General features: G+C 68.9%; 18 protein-coding genes, 3 tRNA genes and 4 pseudogenes. 13 read left to right on the top strand and 12 right to left on the bottom strand.

Features of this window, described 5'->3' with window-relative positions:
• The first annotated feature begins 17 nt into the window (after positions 1 to 17).
• The 4 genes and pseudogenes from EV371_RS27455 to EV371_RS27440 all read left to right on the top strand — a co-directional run bounded on the left by EV371_RS27455 (position 18) and on the right by EV371_RS27440 (position 3,047).
• The gene (locus EV371_RS27455) at positions 18 to 737 is read left to right on the top strand and encodes an energy-coupling factor ABC transporter permease (RefSeq protein ID WP_130464598.1); all 720 of its coding nucleotides are present in this window, start codon (positions 18 to 20) and stop codon (positions 735 to 737) included.
• A gap of 17 nt (positions 738 to 754) precedes the next feature.
• Positions 755 to 1,147 (top strand): annotated as a pseudogene (locus EV371_RS27450) (PDGLE domain-containing protein); the annotation flags it as partial.
• A 167-nt stretch (positions 1,148 to 1,314) separates the two neighbouring features.
• Positions 1,315 to 2,085: a cobalt ECF transporter T component CbiQ gene (cbiQ, locus tag EV371_RS27445; protein WP_130464597.1), complete on the top strand. Its 771-nt coding sequence runs from the start codon at positions 1,315 to 1,317 to the stop codon at positions 2,083 to 2,085.
• Between the two features lie 164 nt (positions 2,086 to 2,249).
• Positions 2,250 to 3,047: an ABC transporter ATP-binding protein gene (locus tag EV371_RS27440; protein WP_130464596.1), complete on the top strand. Its 798-nt coding sequence runs from the start codon at positions 2,250 to 2,252 to the stop codon at positions 3,045 to 3,047.
• Between the two features lie 54 nt (positions 3,048 to 3,101).
• Here the strand turns inward: EV371_RS27440 and EV371_RS27435 are convergent, their stop codons facing one another.
• Genes EV371_RS27435 through EV371_RS27425 form a run of 3 tightly spaced genes read right to left on the bottom strand, consistent with a single transcriptional unit; the run spans position 3,102 to position 5,774 of the window.
• Entirely contained in the window at positions 3,102 to 4,454 is a 1,353-nt protein-coding gene (locus EV371_RS27435) for a hypothetical protein (protein WP_486484811.1), read from the bottom strand.
• Complete coding sequence (locus EV371_RS27430) at positions 4,451 to 5,242, bottom strand: thioredoxin domain-containing protein (protein ID WP_130464595.1); 792 nt, start codon at positions 5,240 to 5,242, stop codon at positions 4,451 to 4,453. The genes EV371_RS27435 and EV371_RS27430 overlap by 4 nt, the downstream gene beginning before the upstream one ends.
• A complete protein-coding gene (locus EV371_RS27425; protein ID WP_349340576.1) occupies positions 5,223 to 5,774 on the bottom strand; it encodes a DoxX family protein in 552 nt (183 codons plus the stop codon). The genes EV371_RS27430 and EV371_RS27425 overlap by 20 nt, the downstream gene beginning before the upstream one ends.
• Positions 5,775 to 6,193: 419 nt before the next feature.
• Here EV371_RS27425 and EV371_RS34715 point away from each other — a divergent pair, with 419 nt between their 5' ends.
• The 3 genes from EV371_RS34715 (at position 6,194) to EV371_RS27405 (ending at position 10,616) form a co-directional block, all read left to right on the top strand.
• Complete coding sequence (locus EV371_RS34715) at positions 6,194 to 8,101, top strand: copper resistance CopC/CopD family protein (protein WP_486484810.1); 1,908 nt, start codon at positions 6,194 to 6,196, stop codon at positions 8,099 to 8,101.
• A gap of 11 nt (positions 8,102 to 8,112) precedes the next feature.
• Positions 8,113 to 8,856: a DUF1775 domain-containing protein gene (locus EV371_RS27410; protein WP_130464593.1), complete on the top strand. Its 744-nt coding sequence runs from the start codon at positions 8,113 to 8,115 to the stop codon at positions 8,854 to 8,856.
• A gap of 185 nt (positions 8,857 to 9,041) precedes the next feature.
• Complete coding sequence (locus tag EV371_RS27405) at positions 9,042 to 10,616, top strand: hypothetical protein (protein ID WP_130464592.1); 1,575 nt, start codon at positions 9,042 to 9,044, stop codon at positions 10,614 to 10,616.
• A 254-nt stretch (positions 10,617 to 10,870) separates the two neighbouring features.
• On the opposite strand, the gene EV371_RS27400 is transcribed toward EV371_RS27405, so the two are convergent.
• Positions 10,871 to 12,184, bottom strand: a complete 1,314-nt coding sequence (locus EV371_RS27400; RefSeq protein WP_130464591.1) for a glycosyltransferase 87 family protein — start codon at positions 12,182 to 12,184, stop codon at positions 10,871 to 10,873.
• Between the two features lie 68 nt (positions 12,185 to 12,252).
• Here EV371_RS27400 and orn point away from each other — a divergent pair, with 68 nt between their 5' ends.
• Together orn and EV371_RS27390 are read left to right on the top strand one after the other, a co-directional pair.
• Positions 12,253 to 12,849 (top strand): oligoribonuclease, encoded by a 597-nt coding sequence (gene orn, locus EV371_RS27395; RefSeq protein ID WP_130464590.1) that lies wholly within the window; start codon positions 12,253 to 12,255, stop codon positions 12,847 to 12,849.
• 161 nt (positions 12,850 to 13,010) lie between these two features.
• Positions 13,011 to 13,086, top strand: a tRNA-His gene (locus tag EV371_RS27390).
• A 350-nt stretch (positions 13,087 to 13,436) separates the two neighbouring features.
• Here the strand turns inward: EV371_RS27390 and EV371_RS27385 are convergent.
• The gene (locus EV371_RS27385; RefSeq protein ID WP_130464589.1) at positions 13,437 to 14,753 is read right to left on the bottom strand and encodes an Ig-like domain-containing protein; all 1,317 of its coding nucleotides are present in this window, start codon (positions 14,751 to 14,753) and stop codon (positions 13,437 to 13,439) included.
• Positions 14,754 to 14,932: 179 nt separating this feature from the next.
• On the bottom strand, positions 14,933 to 16,171 hold the full coding sequence (locus EV371_RS27380) for an Ig-like domain-containing protein (protein ID WP_130464588.1): 1,239 nt from the start codon (positions 16,169 to 16,171) through the stop codon (positions 14,933 to 14,935).
• Between the two features lie 189 nt (positions 16,172 to 16,360).
• On the opposite strand from EV371_RS27380, the gene EV371_RS27375 reads away from it, so the two are divergent.
• Positions 16,361 to 16,436: transfer RNA gene (locus EV371_RS27375), tRNA-Lys, on the top strand.
• A 182-nt stretch (positions 16,437 to 16,618) separates the two neighbouring features.
• Here EV371_RS27375 and EV371_RS34710 read toward each other — a convergent pair.
• Positions 16,619 to 17,164, bottom strand: a pseudogene (locus EV371_RS34710) (site-specific integrase); the annotation flags it as partial.
• Positions 17,165 to 18,876: 1,712 nt separating this feature from the next.
• Positions 18,877 to 19,491 carry a hypothetical protein gene (locus EV371_RS27365; protein ID WP_130464587.1) on the bottom strand — a complete coding sequence of 205 codons (615 nt, stop codon included), beginning with the start codon at positions 19,489 to 19,491 and terminating at the stop codon, positions 18,877 to 18,879.
• 613 nt (positions 19,492 to 20,104) lie between these two features.
• On the opposite strand from EV371_RS27365, the gene EV371_RS27360 reads away from it, so the two are divergent.
• Positions 20,105 to 20,177, top strand: a tRNA-Met gene (locus EV371_RS27360).
• Positions 20,178 to 20,576: 399 nt separating this feature from the next.
• Here the strand turns inward: EV371_RS27360 and EV371_RS27355 are convergent.
• Positions 20,577 to 20,840, bottom strand: a complete 264-nt coding sequence (locus tag EV371_RS27355; protein ID WP_486484976.1) for a helix-turn-helix domain-containing protein — start codon at positions 20,838 to 20,840, stop codon at positions 20,577 to 20,579.
• A gap of 324 nt (positions 20,841 to 21,164) precedes the next feature.
• Here EV371_RS27355 and EV371_RS27350 point away from each other — a divergent pair, with 324 nt between their 5' ends.
• On the top strand, positions 21,165 to 21,386 hold the full coding sequence (locus tag EV371_RS27350; RefSeq protein WP_130464585.1) for a helix-turn-helix domain-containing protein: 222 nt from the start codon (positions 21,165 to 21,167) through the stop codon (positions 21,384 to 21,386).
• Between the two features lie 7 nt (positions 21,387 to 21,393).
• On the opposite strand, the gene EV371_RS27345 is transcribed toward EV371_RS27350, so the two are convergent.
• Together EV371_RS27345 and EV371_RS27340 are read right to left on the bottom strand one after the other, a co-directional pair.
• Positions 21,394 to 22,485: an IS630 family transposase gene (locus EV371_RS27345; RefSeq protein ID WP_165436845.1), complete on the bottom strand. Its 1,092-nt coding sequence runs from the start codon at positions 22,483 to 22,485 to the stop codon at positions 21,394 to 21,396.
• 654 nt (positions 22,486 to 23,139) lie between these two features.
• Positions 23,140 to 23,382 (bottom strand): annotated as a pseudogene (locus EV371_RS27340) (transposase); the annotation flags it as partial.
• A 93-nt stretch (positions 23,383 to 23,475) separates the two neighbouring features.
• Between EV371_RS27340 and EV371_RS27330 the strand changes: the two are divergent.
• A protein-coding gene (locus EV371_RS27330) for an IS3 family transposase (RefSeq protein ID WP_486484910.1) occupies positions 23,476 to 24,899 on the top strand; the annotation gives its coding sequence in 2 pieces (ribosomal slippage) (positions 23,476 to 23,827 and positions 23,827 to 24,899; 1,425 coding nt in all).
• A 30-nt stretch (positions 24,900 to 24,929) separates the two neighbouring features.
• Here EV371_RS27330 and EV371_RS27325 read toward each other — a convergent pair.
• Positions 24,930 to 26,267 (bottom strand): annotated as a pseudogene (locus EV371_RS27325) (ISL3 family transposase); the annotation flags it as partial.
• Positions 26,268 to 26,273 lie beyond the last annotated feature (6 nt).

The following is a 26,273-nucleotide window of genomic DNA, read 5'->3' as shown; positions in this document are numbered from 1 at the left end:
CATATCCGGGAGGTGGCGTGGACAACCTGGCAATGCACATCTCGAACGGAATCATCAACGGTCCGGTGGCGGCGGCATTCGGGGCGTTGGCCCTGGTGGCGCTCGCGCTCTGCGTGTTCCGCAGCCGACGGGACCTGGACGACCGGCTCGCCCCGATGGCCGGGCTGGTCGCCGCGTTCATCTTCGCCGTCCAGATGCTCAACTTTCCCATCTTCACCGGCGCGGTCAGCGGTCACCTGCTCGGCGGGGCACTCGCCGCGATGCTGGTCGGACCCTGGGTCGGAGCGCTCTGCGTGGCGGTGGTGCTGATCGTGCAGTCGCTGATCTTCGGTGACGGCGGGGTGGCGATGCTGGGCCTCAACATCACCAACATGGCGTTGATCGGCGTCGTGGTGGCGTACCTGCTGATCGCGCTCCTGCTGCGGATCCTGCCCCGTACGGTGAGCGGGCTGGCCGCCACCGCGTTCGTCGCCTCGGTGTTCAGTGTGCTGGTCGCCTCGCAGGGCTTCGTCGCGCAGTACTGGCTCGGCGGGACCACCGATGTCGGCAGCAGCCTCGGCGGCCTGGCAGGCACGATGGCCGGCGTGCACCTGCTGATCGGCGTCGGCGAGGGCCTGATCACCGCGACCACCGTGGTCACCGTGGCGAAGGTCCGGCCCGACCTGGTCTACGCGCTGCGCTCGCTGCGTCCGCTTCCGGTCGTCGATCAGCTGCCGGTGGCCGGAGGTGCCCGATGACGACGGGACGAACCCGGATCCCGAAGCGCTCCGGCGCGTTCGTCCTCGGCGGCCTGCTGGTCGCGCTCCTCCTCGCCGGAGTGGTCAGCAACTTCGCCTCGGCCCATCCCGACGGACTGGACTCGTCGCTGCGTGAGGGCTGCACCTTCGATGCCGACGACAACATCACCGGCGGTAGCTGCCCCGCCCAGCAGGCCGAGGAGCACGAGTTGGCGGACTCGCCGTTCGCCGACTACGGGGTCCGGGGCGTCGACAACGCCTTCCTCTCCACCGGGCTCTCCGGGGTGCTCGGCGTGCTGATCACCTTCGCCGTCGGTGGCGGCCTGTTCTGGCTGACCCGCCGCCGCCCGGCCTCCGATGCCGCGCAGGCTTCGGGTCCCGCGCAGGCTTCGGGTCCCGCGCAGGCCGCTTGGTCAGCACAGGCCGCCGGTTCGGTCCGCACCGCCGGCACCTCGCCCGGTCCTGCGGCCGCCGCCGGGAGCGGTTCGGCTACGCCCGCACCGCGCGACGGTGACTCGTCCACCGCCACTCCCGCCGGTCGGACCGGCTCCGACGGCGCCGAATAGGGGCGCCGGAGATGGGAGCCGGGCACGCGCACGTGCTCTACCGGGACCGAAGGTCAGCGGTGCACCGGCTGCCACCCGAGGTCAAGATCACGGCGATGGTGGTCTTCACCCTCGCCGTGGTCGCCACCCCCCGAGAGGCGTTCTGGGCCTTCGGCGGGTACCTGCTGCTGGTGCTGCTGGTGGCGGCGGTCGCCCGGGTCGGGCTGGGCTGGCTGGCCAGCCGGTCGCTGATCGAGCTGCCGTTCGTGGTGTTCGCGTTCGTGCTGCCGTTCCTCGGCACCGGTGAGCGGGTGAGCTGGCTGGGGCTGGAACTCTCCGTCGACGGGCTCTACGGTGGCTGGAACATCCTGGTCAAGGGGACCCTCGGGGTGCTGGCCTCGCTGCTGCTCGCCGGTACCACCACCATGCGGGACCTGATCCTCGGGCTGGACCGGCTGCGCTGCCCGCAGATCCTCACCCAGATCGCCACCTTCATGCTGCGCTACCTGGACGTACTGGTCGGCGAGGCGCAGCGGATGCGGGTCGCCCGGATCTCCCGGGGCGACGATCCCCGGTTCCTGTGGCAGTTGCGCGGCTTCGCCGCCGGGGTGGGGGCGCTCTTCCTGCGTGCCTTCGAGCGGGGCGAGCGGGTCTACCTGGCGATGGTCTCCCGGGGCTACCAGGGGCGGCTGCCGGCGGCCTGGCTCGACACGGGTGCGGCCACCGCCCGGCACTGGCTGGTCGGGGCGACGGTGCCGCTCGCCGCGACCGGCATCGCCGCCGCCGCCGTCGTGCTGGGTTGACCCCTCCCTATGGTTGGTTGCCGGGGATTTCCGGCTCGGGCGCGCACCCGACCGCCCTCCTCCGCCCACACAGGAGTCGACGCCATGCCGGCAACGAGCACCACCACCCCGGACCGCCCCTTCCTCCCGATGGCGGGAGCCAGGACATTCCCGGGCGGTTCTCGGTGATCGGGCACGTGCCCGGCGCCGCCGCAGAGCCGCCGTCCCTGGACGTTCGCGGCGTGCGGTTCAGCTATCCCGACGGGCAGGTCGCGTTGCGCGGCGTCGACCTGACCGTGCCGCGCGGCGGGCGGGTCGCCCTGCTCGGCCCGAACGGCGCCGGCAAGACCACCCTGGTGCTGCACCTGAACGGGATTCTCGGCGGCGGCGCCGGCACCGTGACCGTCGGCGGGCTGACCGTGGACCGGGACCGGGAAACCCTGGCCGAGATCCGCCGCCGGGTCGGCATCGTCTTCCAGGACCCCGACGACCAGCTCTTCCTGCCCACCGTCGCCGAGGACGTGGCGTTCGGCCCGGCGAACCTCGGCCTGCGTGGCGCCGAACTGGCCGAGCGGGTGACCGAGGCGCTGACCGCGGTCGGGATGGTCGAGCACCGGGACCGGGCGCCCCAGCACCTCTCCTTCGGGCAGCGCCGCCGGGTGGCGGTCGCCACCGTACTGGCGATGCGCCCGGAGATCCTCGTCCTGGACGAGCCCTCCTCCAACCTCGACCCGGCGGCCCGCCGCGAGCTGGCCGGGATCCTGCGCCGGCTTCCGGTGACCCTGCTGATGGTCACCCATGACCTGCCGTACGCGTTGGAACTCTGTGACCGGTCGGTGGTCCTGGACACCGGCCGGATCGTCGCGGACGGGGTGACCGCCGAGATCCTCGCCGACGCCGACCTGCTGGCCCGGCATCGCCTGGAACTGCCGTACGGCTTCGACCCGGCGATCGCCGTCCGGCAACTCGCCGCCAACGGCTGAGTCACCGCTCCGGCGGGCCGCCTGCCCGGCTTGCCGCCGGCACCCCGGTCGAGGCTAACCGCTGACCGCCGGTTCGTCGGCGGGGCGTCCGTCGGCAGGGGGTCCGTCGGCGGGACGTTCGCGAACGGGGGGTTCGTCGGCAGGGGGTCCGTCGGCGGGACGTTCGCGAACGGGGGGTCCGTCGGCAGGGGGTTCATCGGCGGGGCGTTCGCGAACGGGGGGTCCGTCGGTGGGGCGCTCGTCGGCGGTGGAGTCGGGGTCGTCGGCCGGCAGGCTCACCGACCAGCGGCGGACCGGCGGGCTGCCCGCGGCGGTGCCGGTCGGCCCGGTGCGGGCCGGCCGGCCGGCGGCGTGCAGTCGCAGTACCCCGGCGGCGGCCAGCCCACCGCCGACCGCGATCACCACCGCGATCAGGACCCGGGCCGACCACGCCGGCCAGGGCACCGGGACCACCGAGTGCAGGAAGACCGCCGCGTTCGTCACCCCGGTGAAGAGGGCCAGGCAGGTGCCGGCCAGCGCCAGGACAAAGTCGCCGGTCGGTCGCTGGGGCAGCGCGTACGCCCCGGCGGCCAGTGCGGCGACGCCGGTCAGGGTCGGCCAGAGCTGCCCGGTGACGAGCCCGAGCAGCATGCCGCCGAATCCGGCGTCGGCGCCCCGGGCCAGCGCGAAGGCCAGCGCCGCCGCCCCGCCGACCATCGCGAGTACGCCGAGCGCGACCGTGGCCCGACGGCCCGGCCGGGAGTTCCGGGGCAGCACGCCGAGTGCCCCCACCGCCAGTGCGCCGATCAGACTGACGCTCCACCAGGGCAGCGGGTCGGGCGGCGGCTGCCAGTCCAGCGTGCCGCGTATCTCCATCGGGCGCAGTCCGTCGCGCAGCGGCACCACCCAGCCGCCGACCCGGTGCGGCCGGTCCGGGCTGGCCGCGACCTCGGGCGGCGGCGCCTCCTCCAGCCAGCGGCTGCGCTGGTCGTGCCAGCGGACCACCGGCTCGGTGCCGACCCGTCGCCAGGACGGCGGCCGGGTCGGATCGGCCCCGGCCGGCACCGCAGTGTCCCCGGCGAGGGTCCGGTTCAGGTACGTCGCCGGGGAGGCGGTGTTCTCGTAGACGCCGTCGGGGCGGATCTCCAGGTAAGGCTCCCCGGCGTAGCCCAGCACCTCGATGGTGCGCCCTGTCCGGTTGACCAGTTCGAGCCGGGCCCCGCCCTCCACCACCCGTACCCGGAGTCCCGGCAGCGCCGGGGTCACCTCGGTGACCTCGGCGCGGTAGTTGGTGCCGTCCGGGGCGTCGGCGGCGTGCGCGGCAGCCGGCGCGGCGCAGGCGAGTACGCCGACGAGGGCCAGCAGGAGGGCGGCCGCGACCTGTCGGAGCAGCCCGGTCCGGCAGCGGCCGGCTCCGGGGCGGGTCACTTGCCGGCCGCCGCCACCGCCGCGGTGATCGCCTCGGCGCTGGCCTGCACCTTCGTGCCGTTGACCAGCACGGTCGGGGTGCCGGTCACTCCGGCCCGGGCGGCCTCGTCCGTCACGTGCTTGGTCCATTTCTCGAAGGTATTCTCCTCGACGCAGTTGCGGAAACTGTCCCCGGCCAGCCCGATGCTGGTGGCGACCTCGACGAGCTGCTCGTCACTGAGCCCGGGGCCGCCCTCTGGCGGCTGCCGGTCGAAGAGCGCCCTCGAGTACTCCCGGTACTTGCCGCTCTGTGCCGCGCACCCGGAGGCGGCGGACGACCGGGTTGAATACCTGGTGCTGGAGAAGCGGTCGAGGAACGCCACCGGGTGGTAGGTGACCCGTGCCTTGCCCTCGGCGACGAGCTGGTCGAGGGTAGCGCCGGCCTGCTGCTCGAAGGTGCGGCAGATCGGGCAGATGAAGTCCTCGTACACGTCGATGTTGACCGGTCCGGAGCCGATCACGATGCCGGTGCCCTCCGGGTTGGCCCCGCCCGGCGGGGTGAAGTCGCCGGCGTCCTGGCTGGCCGAGACGCCCCAGCCGATCAACCCGGCGATGATCAGCACGACGACCGCGCCGACCGAGGTCCACAGGGTGCGCTTGCGGCGCCGCTCCCGGGCCAACTGCTCCCGTACGACCCGGGCGGGCCGGCGCTGCCCCTTGCGATTCCGGTCACTCGCCCTCTGGCGATTCCGGCCGCTCGTCCCCCTGGGATTTCGGTCACTCGTCCCCTTACGGTTCCGGTCGCTCATCGTCGCCCTCCTCCTCGCGGGTGTCCCGAACCAACGCCGCGTCCACCGAGATCGGGGTACGCGGCCAGATCAGCAGGAAGCCGGCCAGTACCAGGAAGCCCACGTCGCGGAGGATCTCCGTGCCATATGTCGGATCCTGGCCGGCGGCGAGGTCACCACCGCTGCCGAAGCAGCCGCAGTCGATGGAGAGGCCACGGGTCCAGGCCGAGACGATTCCGGCGATGAAGATCACCAGGAGCGCCGCGGAGATCCCGGCGGCGAGCCGGGTGGCGAGCCCGACCAGCAGGATCAGCCCGAGGGCGAGTTCCACGAACGGCAGCGCCGCGCCGATCACCATCGCGAGGTCGTACGGGAAGATCTTGTACGCGCTGACCGCCCGGCCCGAGGCGGCGAGGTCGCCGACCTTGGTCCCCCCGGCGACCAGCCACACGGCGGCGAGACCCAGCCGGGCAGCCGTGCCGAGCCACGGGCGGGCGGCCCGCCAGCGGCGACGGCCCGCTGCCGGGGTGCTTGCTGTGGTCCGCTCAGTCACAGTCATTTAGTCGTCTGGGTGGGTGGAAGGGTTTCCGGCTCCGCTGTGGCGTCGGTCTCCGGACGCCGTACCGGGTGAGATCACGCTCACCAACGGTAGGGGGGATTGTCGTGACAGGTGGGCATTACCGGGCATAAGCCGCCGCCGTCGTCGGCCGGTCCACAATCTGGACCGCGTCGTCTGGTCGGGAACTTTTCCGCGCCCGGTGCCGACTATCGATCCGTGGCATCTGACGGGACCGGGCTCGCGCGCCGAGCAGCCGACGACTGGCAGGTCATTTCGCGCGTCGCGGGTCGGCTCGGGATGGCCTGCCGTCGTCCGGGGCCGCTGGCCGGTCGCGGCCGTCCGGGACCGGTCGATATGACCGAGGCGGACCGGCCGTGACCCGAGGTCGCGCCCGGCCGGTCTGGTCGGCCACGATGACGGACATGATTGCTGCGAATCGTCGATGGGCGGCCCGCGCCGGCGCCAGTCTCGGCCTGCTGCTGGCTGCCCTCGCCCTGCTGCTCGGCCCGGCCGCCCCGGCCAGCGCGCACGCGGTGCTGGTGAGCAGCAGCCCGGCCGCGGACGTGGTGTTGCCGAACGCGCCCTCCGAGGTGGTGCTCACGTTCAGCGAGAGCGTCCGCGAGGTCCCGGACAAGATTCGTGTCCTCGGCCCGGACGGCACCCGGGTGGACCGGGGCGACCCGACGTTCAACGGTGCGGTGATCACCATCCCGGTCGACACCTCCGGAGCTGACGGCACCTACCTGGTCAGCTATCGGGTGATCTCGGCCGACAGCCATCCGGTGGCCGGCGCGTACACCTACTCCGTCGGTGCCCCGTCGACGCCGCCGTCGGCCAGCGACGCCGACAAGGTGAACCCCGTGGTGGGCGCGGCGGTGCGGATCTTCAAGTACGTCGGCTACGCCGGTCTGCTGCTGCTGATCGGTCCCGTGATGGTGCTCAGCCTGCTCTGGCCCCGACGGCTCGACCGGGGCGGCCCGGCCCGGCTGATCTGGACCGGCATCGGGCTGATCGCGCTCTCCACCCTCGCCGGGCTCTGGCTACAGGTCCCGTACACCACCGGTGGCGGGGCGTTCGCGGTCAGCGGCAGCGCGTTCGGTGACGTACTCGGCAGTACCTTCGGCGCGGCCCACCTGATCCGGCTCGGCATCCTGGCCGCGGCGGTGATCCTGCTCCGCCCGCTGATCGTCGGCCGGGCCGGTCGGGGCGACCAGATCCTGCTGGCCGTGCTCGGGGTGGCCGGCCTGTTCACCTGGCCGATCGCCGGGCACGCGGCCGCCTCGCCGGTGCCGGCGGTCTCCGTCGTGGTCGACGGCGCGCACCTGGCCGGCATGGCGGTGTGGCTCGGTGGGCTGGTCATGCTCGGCGGGTTCCTGCTCCGCCGCGCGAACGACCGGGAACTCGACGCGATCCTGCCGGTCTGGTCCCGCTGGGCGACCGTCGCCGTATCCGCGCTGCTGCTCGCGGGAATCGTGCAGGCGCTGATCGAGGTGGGTTCCACTTCCGCGCTGGTGTCGACCACGTACGGCCGGTTGATCATCGCCAAGGTCGTGCTCTTCGCCGCGGTCATCGCGGTGGCCGCGTACTCCCGGGAGTTGGTCCGGCGGCGGCTCTTCGCCGACGGGGCCGGGACGCCGGAGGACGGCTACGTCGACTACGAGCAGCACGACGTTGCCGAGCCGCACGACCTTGCCGAGCCGGACGAGCCCGGTGAGTCGGACGAGTCAGACGGGCCGGAGGACGGCCCCGAGCGGGACGAGCCGGACGACGCCCCTGAGTCCGATGACGTCGTTGAGTCCGACCATGCCGTTGAGCCGGACGAGCCGGACGAGGTCGGGGCCGCGGACGAGCGCTCCGGGGCCGCCAGCTCGGCCGGGCGGATCCGCCGAGCGGTCTGGGTCGAGCTCGCGATCACCGCGGTCGTGCTGGCCCTCTCTGCCGTACTGGTGCAGACCCCGCCGGCCCGGACCGTCGGCGAGTACGGTGACGCTGGCGGTGCCGGCTACTACAGCACCACGCTGACCAGCTCGCTCTACTCTTTGCAGGTCGAGGTGGACCCGGCCGGGGTCGGCAGCAACACGATCCACCTTTACGCCTACACCCCGGACAACAAGCCCCTGCCGGTGGTCGAGTGGCGGGCCACGGCCGCCCTGCCGGACCAGGGTGTCGAGCCGATCGAGATCCCCCTGCTGCCGCTCACCGACAACCACGCCACCGGCGAGATCAGCCTGCCGACAGCGGGCAGCTGGCAGCTCAGCTTCACAGTCCGGGTGTCAGACATCGACCAGGCCACCGTGACCAGCACCGTGCCCATCAAGTAGAGAGGTACACCATGATCCATCACCGTCGGGCCGCGCGCGCCGCTGCCCTCGTCCTCGGAGCCGCCATGATCGGCGTGTTCGGGCTGGCATCGTCGGCGTCCGCGCACGTCACGGTGAACCCGAGGGAGGCGACCCAGGGCGGTTACGGTCGCGTGGCGTTCCGGGTACCGACCGAGAGCGACACCGCGTCGACCGTCAAGCTGGAGGTGGCGTTCCCGGAGGACGCGCCGCTCGCCTCCGTCTCCACCATGCCGGTCCCAGGTTGGACGGTGGCGATCGAGAAGCGCAAGGTGGATCCGCCGGTGGAGGTGCACGGCAGCCAGGTCGGCGAGGTGGTCTCCAAGATCACCTGGACGGCGTCGGCGGACGCCGGGATCAAGCCCGGCGAGTTCCACGAGTTCCCCGTCTCGATGGGGCCGCTGCCCAAGGTCGAGAAGTTGGTCTTCCGGGTCCTCCAGCACTACTCGGACGGCAAGACGGCGCGCTGGATCGAGCCGCCGGCCGCTGACGGCACCGAGCCGGAGAACGACCCCGCCCCGGTGCTGAAGCTGCTTCCGGCGGCCGAGGCCGGCACGCCGGCCACCTCCAGCCCGGCCGTGGCCCAGGACCAGCCGGCGGCGTCGAACGAGGACGACCGGGACTCGGCCGCGCTGGGGCTGGCGATCGCGGGCCTGGTTGCCGGCCTCGCCGGTCTTGCCCTGGGCGGGCTGGCGTTCGCCCGTACCCGCCGGCAGGCCACGCCGCCCGCCGCCTGATCTCTTCCCGCACCAAACGGTGCTCTCGCTGGCCCGTCGGCAGTCCTGCCGGCGGGCCAGCGGCGTTTTCGGTTGATAATCCGTGTTGAAGTGATTTCGCTCGGTATGGTACGGCGGGTACGGCGACCCGCCGCCGGTCGCACGGCGTCGTCGGCGGAGACCGCGACCGGAGGGAAAGAGACGACATGCGCTTCGTGCGGCTGATCGCCGGGATACTCCTGCTCACGATCGGGCTGCCGGTGCTCCTCGTCGGCGGTGGACTGTGGACACTCTCCGAACAGCGCAGTGGCGAAGGGGCCTTCGTCGCCCCGCTGGACCGGGTCGAGACCGGCGGACACGCCCTGGTCGTGCCCGACCTGGCCGCGATGCTGGATCGGGACGCGCCCTTCCTGGCCGAGGGCCGCACCGGGCTTCGAGTCGTCGCCCGCACCGGGGCGGAGCCGGCGTTCCTCGGTCTCGCGCCCACGGCCGAGGTCGCGAGCTACCTCGGCACCTCCCGGTATGCCCGGGTCGACCGGGTCAGCGTGACCCGGGGCAGCCTGCCGGTACGCGTCGACCAGGCCGACGAGCAGGCCACGGCAGTCGCACCCGCGCTCCCTGCCGAGCGGGGACTCTGGATCCGCAGCGGCCTGGGCACCCTGGACCTGACCGCCGACGACGTACGCGCACCCCGGCTCAGCCTGGTCGTCATGCGTCCGGACGCGGGTGCCGGCTTCGTCGCCGACCTTCGTGCCGAGGTACGCCCCGGCTGGCTCGATCCGGTCGCCTGGAGCTCGCTGGCGCTCGGCGGCCTGCTGGCGCTCTTCGGCGTCGTGTTGCTGGCCCGGCCCGTCCGGCCGCGCGAGGTGGTGTTCGTCGTCGAGCCGAGTCAGGTGCCGGCGCTCGCGGCCAGGCTCGGCGTCGCTGCCCTGGACGAGATCGAGGATTCCCCGGCCTGTCCGGTGGGGGCGCCGGCGCCGGAGCGCCGAGTGAACCTGCCGGCTCAGGCGGGGGGCCTGCCCGATCGACCGGTGGACCAAGGGGTGCCGACCGGGACGGCGCCCGGCAGGCTGGTGCCGGCGGACCGGCGGGTGTCGCCAGGACGGCCGGCGACGCTGGCGGACGTGTTGACCCCGACCGCCGGCACTCCGGCGAGAGGGGCGACGGTAGGGGCCGAGCCCGCAGCGGTGGCAGCGGAGTCCACAGCGGTAGGGGTCGAGCCTGCAGCGGCCGCAGCGGAGTCCACAGCGGTACGAGTCGAGCCCGCAGCGGAGTCCACAGCGATACGAGCCGAGTCGCCGCCGCCCGCGCGCCTGGTCTGGCCGCCGATGAACCCGGCCGCCCGTGCTCCCGCGCCCGCACCCGCACCCGCACCCGCACCGGTGCCCGCGCCACCACCCGCGCCGGTACCGGCACCCTCGCCGACGCCGCCGTTGCCGGTCCCGGCACCACCGATGCCGGCGCCACCGAGGCCCGTACCGGTTCCGGCAGGCAACGTCGCTCCGCGATCGGTTCGGCGGATCTCGCTGCGTCCGGCGACCCCGGGAGCGGCGGTGTACGACGTCGGGCAGCCGGGTGCGGGGCGTTCCGTCCTGAATCGGCCGAGCGGTTACGAGCCGGCGACCAGGACGGCGGCGATGGCGGCGGCGTTGGACGTTCCGCCGGGGCGGCACGGTGGCAACGTCGGGCCCGGGCATCAGCGGGCGGCGACCCAGGACGAGGAACCGGCAGGGCGGGCGGGCGAGATCAGACGACCCAGTCCGAGGCCGAGGCCTCGCTGACCCGGGCCGCCTGAGCAGTCGGGCCCGGGCCCTTCCCGCTGGGGATCTCGGGGATGGACGGCAGGTGGCCCCCCGCGCTGCCGACACGGGGGGCCACCTTCACCGGGGGATCGGTGTACCGAAGGGACGTTTCAGATGTTGTCCCCAGATTAGCCGCATCGAGGGGTACTAGATAGATCTGTCCATTTGGTGCAACTTCTTGCTACTGCTGGCTACTTGGTTCATGTTTCGGAGTGTCGGTGTCCGAGTCCGTCTCAGGTGACTGCCGGCGAATCGGGTGACTGCCGGCGAATCGGCAGCACGACGAGCAGCAGCAGCGCGAAGAGCACATAGATGTTGCGCAGCACGAACTCCACCGGGGCGTCGGTCCGGTCGTAGGCGCGTCCCCAGTCGTAGTACGAGACCACCCCGTACACGATCGCGGCGGTGACCAGCGCGGCGAGCGCCAGCATCGCCACCCTGCGGCGACGGCCGGCCCGGCCGGCGGCGGGATCCGCTGGCCGCAGTCCGGTGGATGGGTCGCCGGTTCGCAGCCCGGCGGCCGGATCGGCGGGTCGCAGCCCGGTGTCGACCAGCACCACCACCGCCGGGATGAACCAGTACGCGTGATGGGTCCAGGTGATCGGGCTCACCAGGACGGCGACCAGCCCGGTCAGGGTCAGCCCGCTGAGTTCGTCACCGGCCCGGGCGGCTCGGGTCGCCCGCCACAGCCCGTACGCCGCCACGGCGACCACCAGCACCAGCCAGAGCACCTGGTTCGGCCTCTCCGGGGTGGTGAAGCGGTTGAGCAGCCCGAAGAGCGACTGGTTGCCGGTGTAGTCGGGCCGGCCGACCCGGTCGGTCAGCCAGAGTTCGTGGGTCCAGAACCGCCACGATTCACGCGGCGCGATCGCCGCCGCCAGCAGCGTCGCGCCGGCCGCCGTCGCGGAGGAGACCAGCGCCGCCCGCCAGCGCCGGGTGGCGAGCAGATAGACGATGAAGATCCCCGGATAGAGCTTGAGCGCCGTCGCCAGCCCGATCCCGACGCCGGCCCAGCGCGAGTTCCGGGGTACGGCGAGGAGCAGGTCGGCCAGGACCAGCGTCACGAGCAGCATGTTGATCTGGCCGAAGATGAGAGTCTCCCGGGTGCTCTCCACGGCGAAGGCGAACGGCACGGCCAGTCCCGCCGCGAACCACCGGGACACCCCGTGCCGGTCGGCAACCGACGATACGAGCCACCAACTGGTCACCAGCAGCGCCAGTACGGTCAGCACGGTGAAGACGGCGGCGGTGATCCCGATCTTGAGCTCGGCGAAGGGGCGCAACAGCAGGGCGGTGAAGGGCGGGTAGGTGAAGTACAACTGGCCCTGCAACATGTCCGCCTGCACGTAGTCGTAGAGCGGGTTTCCGTCCGCCCACCACCGCATCGCGCTCATGTAAATCTTGAGATCGTAGAAGTTGTGTGGGTTGCTGAGCAGATAGAGCAGCGGCACCGCCGCGGCGCCCAGCACCACGACGACGATCTGCCGTGCGGTGCGCCCGCCGGGATCGTCGTCGGTGGCAGATGGCACGGGGGGTTCGGCTGACACGGGAAAACCCTAGCGGGCCGTTCTGTCCACAGCGTTGAGGCGCGGGTCCCTGAGCTACGCGTAGTCTGATCGTCGTGGCTGATCTTCTCGTCTGGGTCGACTGTGAGATGACCGGACTCGATCTTGGCAAGGATGCCCTGATCGAGGTCGCTGCGTTGGTCACCGATCGTGATCTCAACGTGCTCGGCGAGGGTGTGGACGTGGTGATCCACGCCGACGAGGCGGCGCTGGCCGGGATGCCGGAGATCGTGCGGGCGATGCACGAACGCTCGGGTCTGACCGAGGAGGCGCGCCGCTCGACGGTGAGCCTGCGCGAGGCCGAGGACCTGGTGCTGGAGTACGTCACCTCGTTGGTCAAGGATCCGCGTACGGCGCCGCTCTGCGGCAACTCGATCGCCACCGATCGCGGCTTCCTGGCCCGGGACATGCCACGACTCGACGCTCACCTGCACTACCGCATGATCGACGTGTCGTCGATCAAGGAGCTGTGCCGTCGCTGGTACCCCCGGGTCTACTTCGGCCAACCGGCGAAGGGGCTGGCCCACCGCGCCCTGGCCGACGTCCGGGAGAGCATCCGGGAGCTGGAGTACTACCGGCGGACGATCTTCGTACCACTGCCCGGGCCGGACGTCGACACCGCCAAGGCGATCGCCGCCGAACTCTGAGGGCCGGCGGCGGAGTGGTCGCGCCGCTGCCGTGGATCAGGGTGTAACCCGGTCGACGGCGGGGCGCCAGGTGTGGCTATCATTGGTCGTCGCCCCACCGGGTCCGCCGACCCGGTGACGGGATGTTCGTGATCTGGACGTTCGTGATCTAACTGAACATGGTGGCTGTAGCTCAGTTGGCAGAGCACCGGGTTGTGGTCCCGGGTGTCGTGGGTTCAAATCCCATCAGTCACCCCACTTGTGGATCTCGGATCCACAGTCAGACCCCCTCCTCGGAGGGGGTCTGAAGCTTTCTGGTGGCCTTCGCGCTTCTGGTGGCCTTCGCGCTTCTGGTGGCCTTCGCGCTTCTGGTGGCCTTCGCGCTTCTGGTGGCCTTCGCGCTTCTGGTGGCCTTCGCGCTTCTGGTGGCCTTCGCGCTTCTGGTGGCCTTCGCGCTTCTGGTGGCCTTCGCGCTTCTGGTGGCCCTCGCGCTTCTGGTGGCCCTCGCGCTTTCTGGTGGCCCTCCAGCGGAACGCCCCCGCCTCCCCGGGGCGGTTCCGCGGGGGAGCGGGGGCGACGTCGCGCGCCAGGAGGCTCTCGCCGCCGGCTCAGCCCGCGGCGGTGCCGGCGGTCGGCTCGGTGGTGGTCGGCGCGGTCGCCGTCTCGCCGACCGGGATCGCGCTGCCCTTGACGTACTCGGCCCAGCTCATGTTCCAGTCGGTCCAGCCGTTGCCGTTCTGCAGCTTGCGTTCGGTGCCCTTGACCACGATCGGGTCGCCGACCCGGGTCTGGTTGAACAGCCACTTCGCGTTGGCGGTGGACATGTTGACGCAGCCGTGCGACACGTTCGTACGCCCCTGCGAGGCGACCGACCAGGGCGCGGCGTGGATGAACTCGCCACCCCAGGTGAGCCGCTGGGCGTACTCGATGTCGGTGATGTAGCGGTTGGCCGGGTTCGGGTCGTCCATGGTGTTGAAGACGGTCTCCTTCAGCTTCTCGATGACCACCATCGTGCCGCTGGAGGACGGGGTGCTCTTCTTGCCGAGGCTGACCGGGATGGTCTTGATGACCTTGCCGTTCTTCTTGACCGTCATCTTCTTGGTCTTGTTGTCGACGGTCATCACCACCGCCGGTCCGGTCTTGATGTCGACGGTCAGGTCGGCCCGGCCGTACCAGCCACCGCCCACCGGCAGCCCGCCGGTCTGGATCTTGTAGAAGATCTCGGTGTTGGCCTTCCAGTACGTCTTCGGGCGGTAGCGCACCTCGGTCGGGCTGACCCAGTGCCAGATCCCTTCCTGGGCCGGAGTGGACCGGACGGTCATCCGGCGCTGCACGTCGTCCCGGTAGTCCTCCGGCACGGCCCGGCTGAACTTGACGATCAGCGGCATGCCGACCCCGACCGTCTGACCGTCGCCGAGGAAGCTGGTCACCCGGATCTGCTTACTCGGCTTGGCCATGGTGGTGAAGGTGCTGGTCGTCGTCGCCGGCTTGCCGTCGTCGCCGGTCGCGGTCACGGTCGCGGTGTACGTCGTACCGTATTCGAGCGCCTTCTCCGGCAGCCATGTCCCGGCGGCGGTGAGCGCGCCCTTGACCGGCTCACCGGCCGCGTTCTCGACCTCGACGGTGGTCTCGACGGCGTCCTTGCTGGTGAAAACGATCTCCGTGGCGGCGGGTACGTCCCGGGCGTCCGCGGCCGGGGTGGTGATCGCGGCGGAGGCCTTCGGCCCCTGCTCGGCCTCGCTGCCGCCCTGGAACGACGGCCCGGCGCCCTTGTCGCCGTTGCCGGTGCAGGCGGTCCCGGTGATCGCCAGGGCGCCGGCGATCAGGACCGAGGCGAGCGCGCGGAGCGGCACGGGTCGTCGGACCCGCGTCGCCACACCCCGGTCGGAGGTACGACGGGTCAACTGATCTCGGCCTGGTCGCATGATCCCCTCACACTGCTGTTTTCCACAGCTGTACCCACTCGGTCCGTACGGTCATCCTCTCGCAATGACGTTCGTGGGCAAATTTTCGTTTCCTGCCGTGCCGAAAAACACCATCGTGCGGGGTCGATTCATCCCCTTGGTGGTGCAATGTTTGTGGTGTCGTCCATGATCAACCCCGGTCAGTTGCCCAGGTCGGCGGAAACCGGCAGGGCGCTGCCCTTGACATACTCCTTCCAGGGCAGGTTCCATGCGGTCCAGCCGTTGCCGGAGGCCAGCTTCCGCTCGGTGCCGGTGATCGTCACCGGGTCGCCGGTCTTGGTCTTCTCGAAGAGCCACCGGGCGTGCGCGGTGGAGACGTTGACGCAGCCGTGCGAGACGTTCCGTCGCCCCTGGTCGCCGACCGACCACGGCGCCGCATGGATGTACTCGCCGCCCCAGGTGAGCCGCTGGGCGAAGTCGATGTCGGTCACGTACCGGTTGGCCGGGTCCGGGTCGTCGCGGGTGTCGAAGACCGTGCTCTCCTTCTTCTCCATCACCACCATGGTGCCGCTCGACGACGGGGTGCTCTTCTTGCCGAGGCTCACCGGGATGGTCCGGACCAGCTTGCCGTTCTCGAAGACGGTCATCTTCTTGGTCTTGTTGTCGACCTTCATCTCGAACCTACTACCGATCTTGGCTGTCGCCCTGCGGTCGACGTTGCCGTACCGGCCGTTGCTCAGCGGGATGCCCTCCAGCCCGATCCGTACCCGCAGCGTGGTCCCGGGCTCCCAGTACTCCGGGGCCCGGTAGTACGCCTGGGTGCCGTTGGAGACCCAGTGCCAGGCACCGGGCTGCGGTGGGTCGGAGTCGACGAACATCCGCCGCTGCACCTTGGCCCGGTCCTTCTTGGCGATCCCCGGCGAGAACTCCACCACCACCGGCATGGCGACGCCGTAGGTCTTGTCGTCGAAGAGGTAGAGGCCGGAGCCGATCACCGACCTCGGCTTGGCCATGGTGGTGAAGGTGGTCGTCCTGGTCTCCGTCTGCCCGGACGGGGAGGTGGCGGTGACCTGCGCGGTGTAGGTCTTGGCGTACTTCAGGGGCGCCTCCGGCACCCAGGCCGAGCCGTCGGGTCGCATCGCACCCTTGACCGCGCCCCCTCCGGCGACGGTCAGGCTGACGTCGCTGACCGTCCCTCCCTTGACGCTGGTGCCGATCTCGACGCTCACCGGCTGCTTCTTGGCGCCGTCGGCCGGAGTTACCGCGAAGTCCATCGGCTCGGCGGGTGGTGTCGGAGTCGCGCTCGCTCCCGCCGCCCCGCCGTTACCGCTGGCGAACTGTGGCTTCCTGTCTCCGTCGTCGCCGCACGCCGCCACACCCAGCGGCGTGGCGACCGCCAGAGCGATGATCATCGCCCAGTCGCGCGTGCTCCTGCCCATCCCCACCTCGGTCCACTCGAATCCCGGGAGACATCGTGCCCTATGGGAGCCACAGTTTTGATCCCGGTCGCCGAAAGTTATGGGTGGAATGCCCGTTTTGCTCGCCGGGACGAGCCGGTCGTGGTCAGCGGGGCAACTGATTGGAACCTCCTCGCGCGGCCGTGTTAAGGTTTCTCCCGTTGTCAGCGAGCGCCGCTAGCTCAACTGGCAGAGCAGCGGACTCTTAATCCGCGGGTTCGGGGTTCGAGTCCCTGGCGGCGCACCACGCATGACCAGCGCGTTCTCTCCAAGCGAGAGGACGCGCTTCGTCGTTTTCGAGTCAGGGGAGCCCGAAGGGAGACCATCCGTCCCCGTAGCCATCCCGTCGCTGACCGGCGGGATGGTGCGCGGCACCATCGAGGCGATCCTCTCGGCCGCGTCGCGGGCCAGCCGAGGTGAGACGCTGGTGTAGGTGTCGCGGGTGAGCGTGCTGGAGGAGTGGCCCAACTCCTCCTGGACCACCTTGATGTCGACTCCGCCGTCCAGGGCCAGGGTGGCGGACCCGTGCCGTAAATCGTGCAGGCGAATCGGCGGCAGCCCGGAGGCGGCGACCAACTCGTTGAAATGTTTGGTGACGTCGGCCGGATGCAAGGCGCTGCCGTCCTCCCGGGTGAAGATGCGTCCCGAGTTGATCCACGTCTCGCCCCAGGCCAGGCGCTCGGCGACCTGACGCCGACGCCACACCTCAAGGACCTTGAACGTCGCGTCGTCGAGCGTGAGCTCGCGTCCGCCCGCTTCGCTCTTCGGAGCCCCTGGCACGACCTCCCAACCGACCTGCACGAGCTGTTCGCTGATCGTGAGTGTCCGTGCACCCTTGTGCAGGTCCACCCAGCGACAGCCGCACGCCTCACCGCGACGAGGACCGCGATAGGCGATCAGGTGGTAGAGCGCGTACAGGCGCTCGTTGTGGATGAAATCGAGGAAGAAGCCGGTCTGGGCGGCGGTCCAGACCATCACCGGCGAGGGTCGCTCGGTCGCGTCCAACCGGTCGATCTCCACGAGTAGCCGGTGAACGGCTGAGGCGTCGCGTCGTTCGCGAGCGGCCCCGAGTTCAAGGGCTACCTCGGCGCGCTGCGACCGGTTCTCCTTCCACGCCTCGACGCGCTCGTCGGTCCACATCAGGGCCTTCGGACGCTTGCCCGACTCAAGTTCAACGAGCTTTGCCGGGTTGAGCGTGATCATCTGCTCCCTGATGCAGTGGTTGATAGCGGCCCGGAGGGTTGCCCTGATCCGCTGCTTCGTCGCGGCGCCGACAACCCGCCGTCCTCGCACCTTCCTCCGTTGCTCGGGGTCGCCCGAGACTCGTGCCGCTCGGACGAACTCGCTCTCGGCGTCGATGGTGTCGAACATCGTGGAGATGTGCACCCGCCGGAGCCGGTCGATCGGCAGGTGCCCGAGGTGGGGCTTCAAGTAGAGGCGGATGTGGCCCTCGTATGACCGGCGCGTGCCCTTGGCGATCTTGCGTCGGCCAGTCAGCCACTCGTCGAGACACTGTCCGACCAGCATGTCCCCGTTGATAATCTGCCCAGGCTGGTAGCGCTTGCGGATCTCGTCGTAGTTCGGCAGGGGCTGCTTCTTCTCGAAGGCCCGCTCGATGGCGTCGAGGATGTCGCGTCGAGCCTGGTCGCCGGTCACGCCAGCGTCAGGGATGGCCATCAGCAACTCGACCTGCTGGCGAACGTTCTCGGCTGCGGTCTGCGTGGCGTAGCCGCCTCGCTTCATAACCTTCCGTGGGGCTCCGTGAACAACGGGAAGCTCGGTTCGGAAGTACCACTGGCCATGTCGGGGGTTCCAAGCCCCGTCCTTGCGGCGTAGGGAGGCGCAGGATGCGCCTAGCTCGCGGCCACCCTCTCCTCGGCATCGGCATCTCTTGTACGTGGAGCCGCTCACGACTTGCTCCTTCCAGCTTGCGCGGCCCTGGTGAGGGGCAGTTGATCTAGGTACCTAAAAAAGGTACCAGACATGATGTAAAGAGGCCGCCAGGCGAACTGGCGGGCAAGTTGTTGGCGATTGCGGGCACGTATGACAAGGTCCACCTGTCCCAGTCGCCAGTTACGAGGAGTTTCGATGCCGCGACGTTCGGTGGACCCTACGCTGCCTCCGCTGCCAGAACGGCCAAAGCGAGATCGGCAGGTAAAGATCAGACTGACCGAAAGCGAGGTCAGGCAGTTGCGAGAGTTGCGTCCGGATCTCGCGGTGTCTGCTGTGGTTTCGAATCTTGTTGCTGACGTTTTGGCTGGAAAGTATCGTCCTAATTGGGCTAATGAATCCAGCCCACACTCCGGAGAGTTGACGCCTGGAGATTCCGTAGAATTGGGTCGTTAGAAAGACTCTCATGCCCCTTTGCCCCTGTGGTGCGCAACTATCTGTGCCACTATAATCTGAACAACCCCATGACCGTCTTGGGCGTTGCCCACCAGGCTATCTTGATCCTTGGCCGTCTGCCGGGAACGAGCGCAGGTAGGCAACAGTAGTCACGTGACTGGACCGATTCCGCATTCTTTGAACACCAACCACGTCATCTGTATCGAGGGGTCCCGAAGTTCAAATGTCCGTCGAACAACCGCCCTGCTCTGCGGATATTGGTGACCTTGGATCGTCTAGTTTGTTGTGTAGCGACGTTGTCAGCGGCGTAGGGCTGTCGAAAATAGTTGCCTGAGTCGGGCTCACGGCTTTACTAACTTCAGGGTTGCGGCAAGTTTCTGTGCAAGTTCGCACCGACCTGCCTCCGGAAGATGTTGGCTGCGGCATGGGCAAACGAACTTTCTGTTGTCAATTAGCTCAATCGCGCGTTCAAGAGCTATTCGACTGTAAGCCACTGTCGGGCCGTCGACGGAGCCCCAGGAGGCGTCCTCACTTTCGCGGACTGCCGCCCCAAGTCCGGCGATAGCGTCGGCGGTGTCGGTGAGTATGCCTAGGGCATCGGCGGGTGCCGTCTCGACGTGATCGGTGGCCAACTTGACCACCATGCCGAGTGCGGAAACCACGTCGCCGACATGCTTCGTGAGCAACCTCATAGGTTCAGTGTCATCAATCGTCTGCCGGTACTGCGCAGAAGCATTTGCCAGGACTCCGGCGAAGGCAACGACCTCCTCGGTCCGTAGGTAGCGGTAGAGAATCGTTTGCTGCGTAACGCCGAGGCGGTTGGCACACATGGCCAGATGCTCTGCTAGAGTATCTGTGGCCTCCGCTGAATTCATGATTAATCCGCGGAGTACGGCTTCATCTCGTAACAGAATGGCGCGCTTGCGGAACTCCTTGTTGTTGCGAATATCGGGCACGGTTGCCTCCCTCTTGCCTGCCGCATTTGTTTAGCATGCCCGATATCTTAGGAAAGCTCCAGGTGCCTGCTAGTGATCCGGCCGTCGCCTCATCGCCGGTTCAGCCTGGAAATCCTGTTGCTCGCACCGGCCGCGTATCGGTGGGCTCGGATGCTGATCGGGTCCACGGACACTTCCCAGGTAACCCTGCCCCCCAGCCGGCGACGGCCTGCAAGCGTCGAGGGCACGCTCCCAGGTCCCGTTGCGCTGTCAGCGGGGGAACAAGGTGTACGCCGTCGACCAAGACCTACGTGGGGCATGCGTTCAGCCACTGGATGTTCGCCCGGATGCGCCACCGAGTCCTATCGATCACCTGCTGCCGGGTCCATCACGACGGACGCTCGACCGCTTCGGTGCCGGCAACAATGCCACAGCACTGCCCACTGGGCGTCGGTCGGATCGCGCTGCCTCGTCACCGCTAGGGTCTGCACGGTGTCTTCGGTTCAGGCTCTGCCCGGTCGATGAATCATCTTCTGGAGACCTCGCCACATCTCGACCTCCGACATACGAAGATCCTCAATCCACCGCAAACCCTTGGCCGACCTCGGCACATGACGCAGTGTGGACGAGCAAACGCGGGGTGGAACGTTCAGTAGCTCGCTGGGCTCATAACCCAGAGGTCGCAGGTTCAAATCCTGTCCCCGCTACAAGTGAAAGCGCAGGTCACAGCTGTCGGCTCCGCCCTGAAAAACATGGGCCGGGATTTCCGATCTCCTTCCGGACATAGTCCGGGCAGACGAACCACGAGGCGACAGGGGAGCAGACGGTTGTCCTCCGATGTACTGGTCGTCGAAGCGACGTCCAGCCCTGTCTGTGTCACGGGAGGCTGGTGGTCTGTCCAGGGTCACTTAAGCTCAAGGACATCTATTCCAGGTCGACAGCAGCCCAAGTCTGCCGTTCATGTCGTGGCCGGCTGTCTTGTGGTGATCACGCACCGAGCCCCTGAGGCTCGCTCCCGTACATTACAGGCCACCATCCACCTGGCCGTCATCAATGAATGGCTTCCGACCTCGACGGACGCCCTTATTATGACCGTTGTGGCTGCCCTATTGTCCTTGGCTGTCGCGGGCGTCCAAGTGCTTATCAATGGTCGGCTCGTCCGTGCACGCCGCTTGCGCGAGCTCGCCTAATGTGAGACCGACGGCGTGCGCGATGGAGTGCAGAACCCCGATACTGCTGTTTACTCGGCCTTGTTCGATCTCGACCAGCATCCGGCGGGACACTCCGCTGCGCTCCGCGAGCCCTTCGAGGGTGAGGTCGACGCCCTGTCGGGCTCTTGCAACGGCATGACCGAGAGCCGCAAGATCCACAGCTGGCGGGGGTTCGGTCACAGGCTTCAGACAAGTCGCTGCGAATCGACTTGTCAGTGCAAGATATTGCCCTAAGTGCAGGATCCTGCACTGCGGTCGCTCGTTGAGAAGAGAGGGTTGTGCTGGTGCGTGGCACTCATGCGTCGACAGTGGCTCCTGCACCCGGTTGCAGGGACGACGCTTCGCCTGGTCGCCACTTGTCGCTGTTGTGGGACGAACTGTTGGTGCTGTCCAGGTTCAGGGTTCGACCCGATGACAATGTGGAGATCGATCTTCGCGACCCGCTGATGAATAGATGACCTGCGGTACGCCTGGGAGTGCGACATGAGTGACGAAGCTAGGTCCAGGAGAGTATGGACTGTAAGCGATGTGCGTGCCCTTGGGACGGTAACGGATGTTGTGACGGCGGCCTCGATTCTCGGGATAGGGAGAACCAAGGCTTACGAACTCGCTCGGGAGGGGCACTTTCCGGTACCGATTCTTCGCATTGGTAGGCGGTACATCGTTCCTGTCGCCGCAATTACTGAACTTCTAGGAGGGTACTAGTGCCTCGTCATGCAGCCTTGAACGGGTAATCCGGGTGGCGGATCTTGGAGCCGGCGGCGAATGATGTCTTCGGCTTCGCGCGTTGGTTGCGCCAGCGGATGTAGTCGCCGATCGCGGTGTCCTGTTCGGTGTGGCTGCGGTGATCGGTGCCGTTGAGGGCGAAGTACCGCACGGCGGCGAACTCGGCCTCGATCCAGTTCGGCCACGACGAGTACGTCGGTAGGAACACCAGGTCGACCTGGTGTGCGGCGTACCAGGCGCGGACTTCGGGGTGCTTGTGCGGGGAGAAGTTGTCCACGATCAGGTACAGCTTCTGGTCGGGCCAGCGGGCGCGCAGGGTCTTGAGGAAGGACAAGAACTCGCGCCAGCGTTTGCGGTCACGGATGCGGTAGTGCAGGCGGCCGGTGGCCAGGTCCAAGGCGGCGATCATGTGCCGTACCCCCTGGTCGCGGGTGTAGGTGGCCCGCTGTCGCACCGGCTGACCCCGTGGGCGCCAGGCGCGGCCGGGGCGGGGTTGCAGGTTCAGCGGCCCGAACTCGTCCACGCACAGCATTCGACCGTCGGCGGGCGGGTGGTCGTACAGGTCCAGGACCCGGCGCATCTTCGACGTGAAGTCGGGGTCGGTGCTGACCTTCCACGTCTTGGTCGCCTGCCAGGAGATCCCGCGTTCGTGCAGGATCTGCCGGACGGTCTCGATACTGATCGTGGTGACGTAGCCCGACTCGATGAGGTAGTCGCGCAGCTTGGCCAGGGACCAGCAGGAGAACGGCCGGCCGAGGAAGCGGGGGTCACACCGGGCGATGACGCAGATCCAGTCTCTGGTCTGCTCATCGATCCGTCTCGGTGCGCCCCCTCTCCATTTTGGGGACAACGCGTCGAACCCCCGGTCGTTGAACGCGTGGATCACGTCGCGGACGTAATCCTGGGTTACCTTCAGCAGGTGGGCGATGTCCGGGGCGGGCTGGCCCTGGGCCGACATCAGCACCACGATCGCCCGCCGCAGCTTGACCGGGTCCTTTGCGGTACGGGTGATCTTCTGCAGCCGTTGGCCCTCGGCCATCGACACCTGCCGGACGAACACCTCTGGCCGTCTGCCCACCGGCCATCACCTCCCACCACGAGTGCTGGGAGACAGCCTGCCCGATAGATCCTCAGAACCGACGGATTACACGATCAACGTTCAAAGACGAGGCACTAGCCTCGATCGTTCGTGCGCCCAGCGGACCTGGAGGTGAGTGTGTAGCTCAGCTGCAGTCGTAAGCTCGTCGTCGCCTGCCGGTGTGAGTCCGGTCCGGGTAGCTGCCAGGAGGCCCGGTAGCAGGCTAGCGGCTCGGTCCGGAAACGGGTCGGGTCGAAGCCCAGCGTCGAAAGCCCTGTGGGGGAGCGACTGAGCGGTCCGTAGCATCAAGCGAAGCCTGCGGCGTCGTTAGAGGTCTCGCCTTCGGGTGGGGCAGAGGGAGTGCCGAGCCCCCGAATTCAGGGTGAAGGCCATGGAAGCGGTGTAGTGCCTGGATTGCAGCCGCGAAGGACTCCCCGGCGTATGGGGCGCGGAACGTTCAGATGGTGGCGGCGGGAACTGGGGAGACCCTCCCCAGCCCGGTGACCTGCGGAGTGTTGCCGGAGCGTGGCGTCCTATAACCGATGATCTCGGGAAGTGGATCGCTGGCTGGGAGGGAGTCGGAGGCGGTCGTAGTGTCAACGCCGGTTGAACTTTGGCTCTGGCACACATTCTGTGAATGATCTTGGTGTCAGCTCATGGTGTGGCAAGGACTCGTTTGCGGAGGAGATCAAGGTTCGCGCGGCCGTACATCTGTCGCTTGATGGTCTTGATGCGGTTGACGTGGCCTTCGACCGCGCCTGAGCTCCAGGGCTGGGTGAGGCCGGCGACGACGGCGTCGCGGTCGTTGACCAGGCCGGCGGCGAAGCCGCGGATTTCGGGATATCCGGCGTGCCGTGCGCGGTCGATCCAGGCGTCGAGGTGGCGGCCGGTGCCCTCTCTGCCAGGATCTTGTGAGACACCGGAGAACCGGATTTTCTGAAGTAGGGCGAGACGGGATCATCAACGATCGTGACCTTGAGCATCGCTGACATGGGCATCGGCCTGGGCGAGGATGGGCGGATGAGTTCAGCCTCTTCACCCCGCTCGGATCGGCCGAAGCGTCGGACGTTCACCGCTGAGTACAAGCTGGCGATCGTGGCCGAGTACGACGGCCTGTCCGAGGCCGGCGCGCGGGGTGCGCTGCTGCGCCGGGAGGGGCTGTATCACTCGCACATCATCGAGTGGCGCCGCGCCCGCGACGCGGGAGCCTTGGCGGGGCCGGCGTCCAGGCCGGGCCGGCGGCCGGGCAAGAGCCCGGAGCAGGCGGAGAACGAGCGGCTGCGGCGGGACAACGAACGCCTGCAGGCGGAGCTGGCGCGGACGAAAGCGGCGCTGGACGTGGTGGGAAAAGCACACGCGCTCTTGGGGTTGCTCTCCGAGAGCGCGGAGCCGACACCCGAACGGCGGCGGCGCGGGTGATCGACGACGCGTTCGCCGAACTGGCGCCGTTGACCTCGACCAAGCGAGCCTGCGACCTGCTGGGCAAGTCGCGGGCCACCCACTACCGGCAGGCCAAGCCCGCGGCGGTGAAGGCGCCGCCGGCGCCGCGGCGCAGACCGGCCAACGCACTGTCGGAGGCGGAACAGGCGCAGGTCCTGGCGGTGTTGCGCTCACCCCGTTTCGCCGACAAGGCCCCGGCCCAGATCTGGGCGACCCTGCTCGACGAGGGCACCTACCTGTGCAGCGAGGCGACCATGTACCGGCTGCTGCGCGCCCACGGTGAGGTGCGCGAGCGCCGCCGCCAAGCGGCGCATCCGCCCAGGGTGCGTCCCGAACTGGTCGCCCACGCCCCAAACGAGGTGTGGACCTGGGACATCACCAAACTGCACGGCCCGTACCGGGGCGTCTACTACGACCTGTACGTGATGCTCGACATCTACAGCCGGTACGTCGTCGGCTGGCAGGTCGCGCCACGAGAGTCCGGCGAGTTGGCCGAGGAGTTCATCGCCGACGCGATCGCCCGTATCGGCGCCGCCCCGAAGGCGGTCCACGCCGACCGCGGCACCTCGATGACCTCCAAGCCCGTCGCCGTGCTACTGGCCGACCTCGGCATCGCCCGCAGCCACTCCCGCCCACGAGTATCGAACGACAACCCCTACTCCGAATCGGCGTTCAAGACCCTCAAACACTGCCCGGCGTTCCCGGACCGGTTCGGCTCCATCCACGACGCCCGCGCGTTCTGCCAGGAGTTCTTCACCTACTACAACCACGAACACCGGCACTCCGGCATCGGCCTGCACACCCCGGCATCAGTGCACTTCGGCACTGCCGACCAGGTCCGCCTCCAGCGAGCCGAGGTCCTCAACGCCGCCTACGCGGCCAACCCCAACCGCTTCCCACGGCAGCCCACGCCGCCACCCATCCCCGGCGCTGCCTGGATCAACCAACCACCAGCCGCCACACAAACAATGTGACCAATCCCTGTCTCATTGATCTTGACAGGTTCCGGTGCCCTGGTGGCGGACCAGTGCGGCGAACCCGCGGGCGAGGTCGGCGAGAGTGTCGAGGTCCGGGCAGCGGTTGCGGGCGTCGGCGAGGTCGGTGCGGTCGTCGTCGGTGAGTTTGCGGCCGGGTCGCATGATCCAGGCGGTGATCCGCCGGGCCGACGGCACCCGGACGGCCGCTGGGGTGGGTCGGGTGCGGTTCGTGGCGAGCCAGTCCCGCAGCACACGCAGGCTGCCCTGGTAGCCGCGGGCCAGAATCTCGGCATGCAGGTCAGCTGTCTTGTGGACGCCGTGGGTGAGTCGTTGCCGCAGGTAGGGGTGGAACGGAGCCAGGATGCTGGGGCGGCTGCTGGTGTTCGGGCCGATCAACGCCTCGGCGGTGGCGGCGTGGGCGTACTTGCGGGCGGTTCTGACGTTCATGTCGAGCCGGCGGGCGGTCGCGCTGATCGACAGGCCTTCGGCCCGTAGGGCGTGCACGGCCGCGTGGCGTTGGCGGGTGTTCGTCGCCCGGCGTCCGGTGGTTCCCGGTTCGGGCGTGGCCGGCGCGGCCAGGGCGGGTATCGGATCGGTGTGCGTCCGTAGGCATCGGCGGTGCCCACGGACGACCTTTTCGACGGTGTCGCTGAGGTTCTTGAGCAGGTGCCACCGGTCGGCGACCTGAATCGCGTCAGGTGCTCCCTTGCGGGCGCCGTCGGCGTAGCTGCCACCGCGATCCCGGCAAATGATCTCGACGCCGGGGTGCTCGCGCAGCCAGTCGGCGAGGGTGTCGGCGCTGCGGTCAGGCAGCACGTCGATCGGCCTGCGAGAGTGCATGTCGATCAGCACGGTGGCGTATCGGTGCCCACGGCGTCGGGCGAAGTCGTCCACGCCCAGCACCGTCGGCGTCACTGGCGGTGGATCGGGCATCCGCCGGATCATCCGGATCAATGTCATCCGAGACACCGACACCGCCAAACGATGCGCCAACCGGCTTCCGGGCCGACCACCCAACGCCACCGCGACCGCTTGCAGGTCACCCGCCGCCAGATCCGTGTGGCGGGCATGCCGGCGGGTCAGCCCGGGCACCTGCTCGACGAACGTCCGCCGCCGGCAGCTGCTGCTAACGCAGGCGAATCGGCGGACCGTCAACGCGACCAGCACTTCATGGCTACCCAACCTGACATCGGCCAGTCGCCGCACATAGCGGCCATGCACCGTGGTCGACCAGGTGCCGCAAGCGCCGCACCGCGCCCTCACCGTCTGTGTCGCCGCGTCGATCCTGACCCCGACGCCCCGGACCACCACCGCGTCCAACCGCAGGCCCACCAGATGCGGCAGCAACGCCGAGATGATCTCCATCCGGGC

The sequence above is a fragment of the Plantactinospora sp. CNZ321 genome (assembly GCF_004217235.1).
This window is presented reverse-complemented; position numbering and strand designations above follow the sequence as displayed.

Excerpts from the sequence above, each read along its gene's own strand:
- EV371_RS27380 (WP_130464588.1), bottom strand. The coding sequence starts at position 16,171 with ATGGGCAGGAGCACGCGCGACTGGGCGATGATCATCGCTCTGGCGGTC.
- EV371_RS27430 (WP_130464595.1), bottom strand. The coding sequence starts at position 5,242 with ATGAGCGACCGGAACCGTAAGGGGACGAGTGACCGAAATCCCAGGGGG.
- EV371_RS27385 (WP_130464589.1), bottom strand. The coding sequence starts at position 14,753 with ATGCGACCAGGCCGAGATCAGTTGACCCGTCGTACCTCCGACCGGGGT.
- EV371_RS34715 (WP_486484810.1), top strand. The coding sequence starts at position 6,194 with ATGACGGACATGATTGCTGCGAATCGTCGATGGGCGGCCCGCGCCGGC.
- EV371_RS27350 (WP_130464585.1), top strand. The coding sequence starts at position 21,165 with ATGAGTGACGAAGCTAGGTCCAGGAGAGTATGGACTGTAAGCGATGTG.
- EV371_RS27410 (WP_130464593.1), top strand. The coding sequence starts at position 8,113 with ATGATCCATCACCGTCGGGCCGCGCGCGCCGCTGCCCTCGTCCTCGGA.
- cbiQ (WP_130464597.1), top strand. The coding sequence starts at position 1,315 with ATGGGAGCCGGGCACGCGCACGTGCTCTACCGGGACCGAAGGTCAGCG.
- EV371_RS27405 (WP_130464592.1), top strand. The coding sequence starts at position 9,042 with ATGCGCTTCGTGCGGCTGATCGCCGGGATACTCCTGCTCACGATCGGG.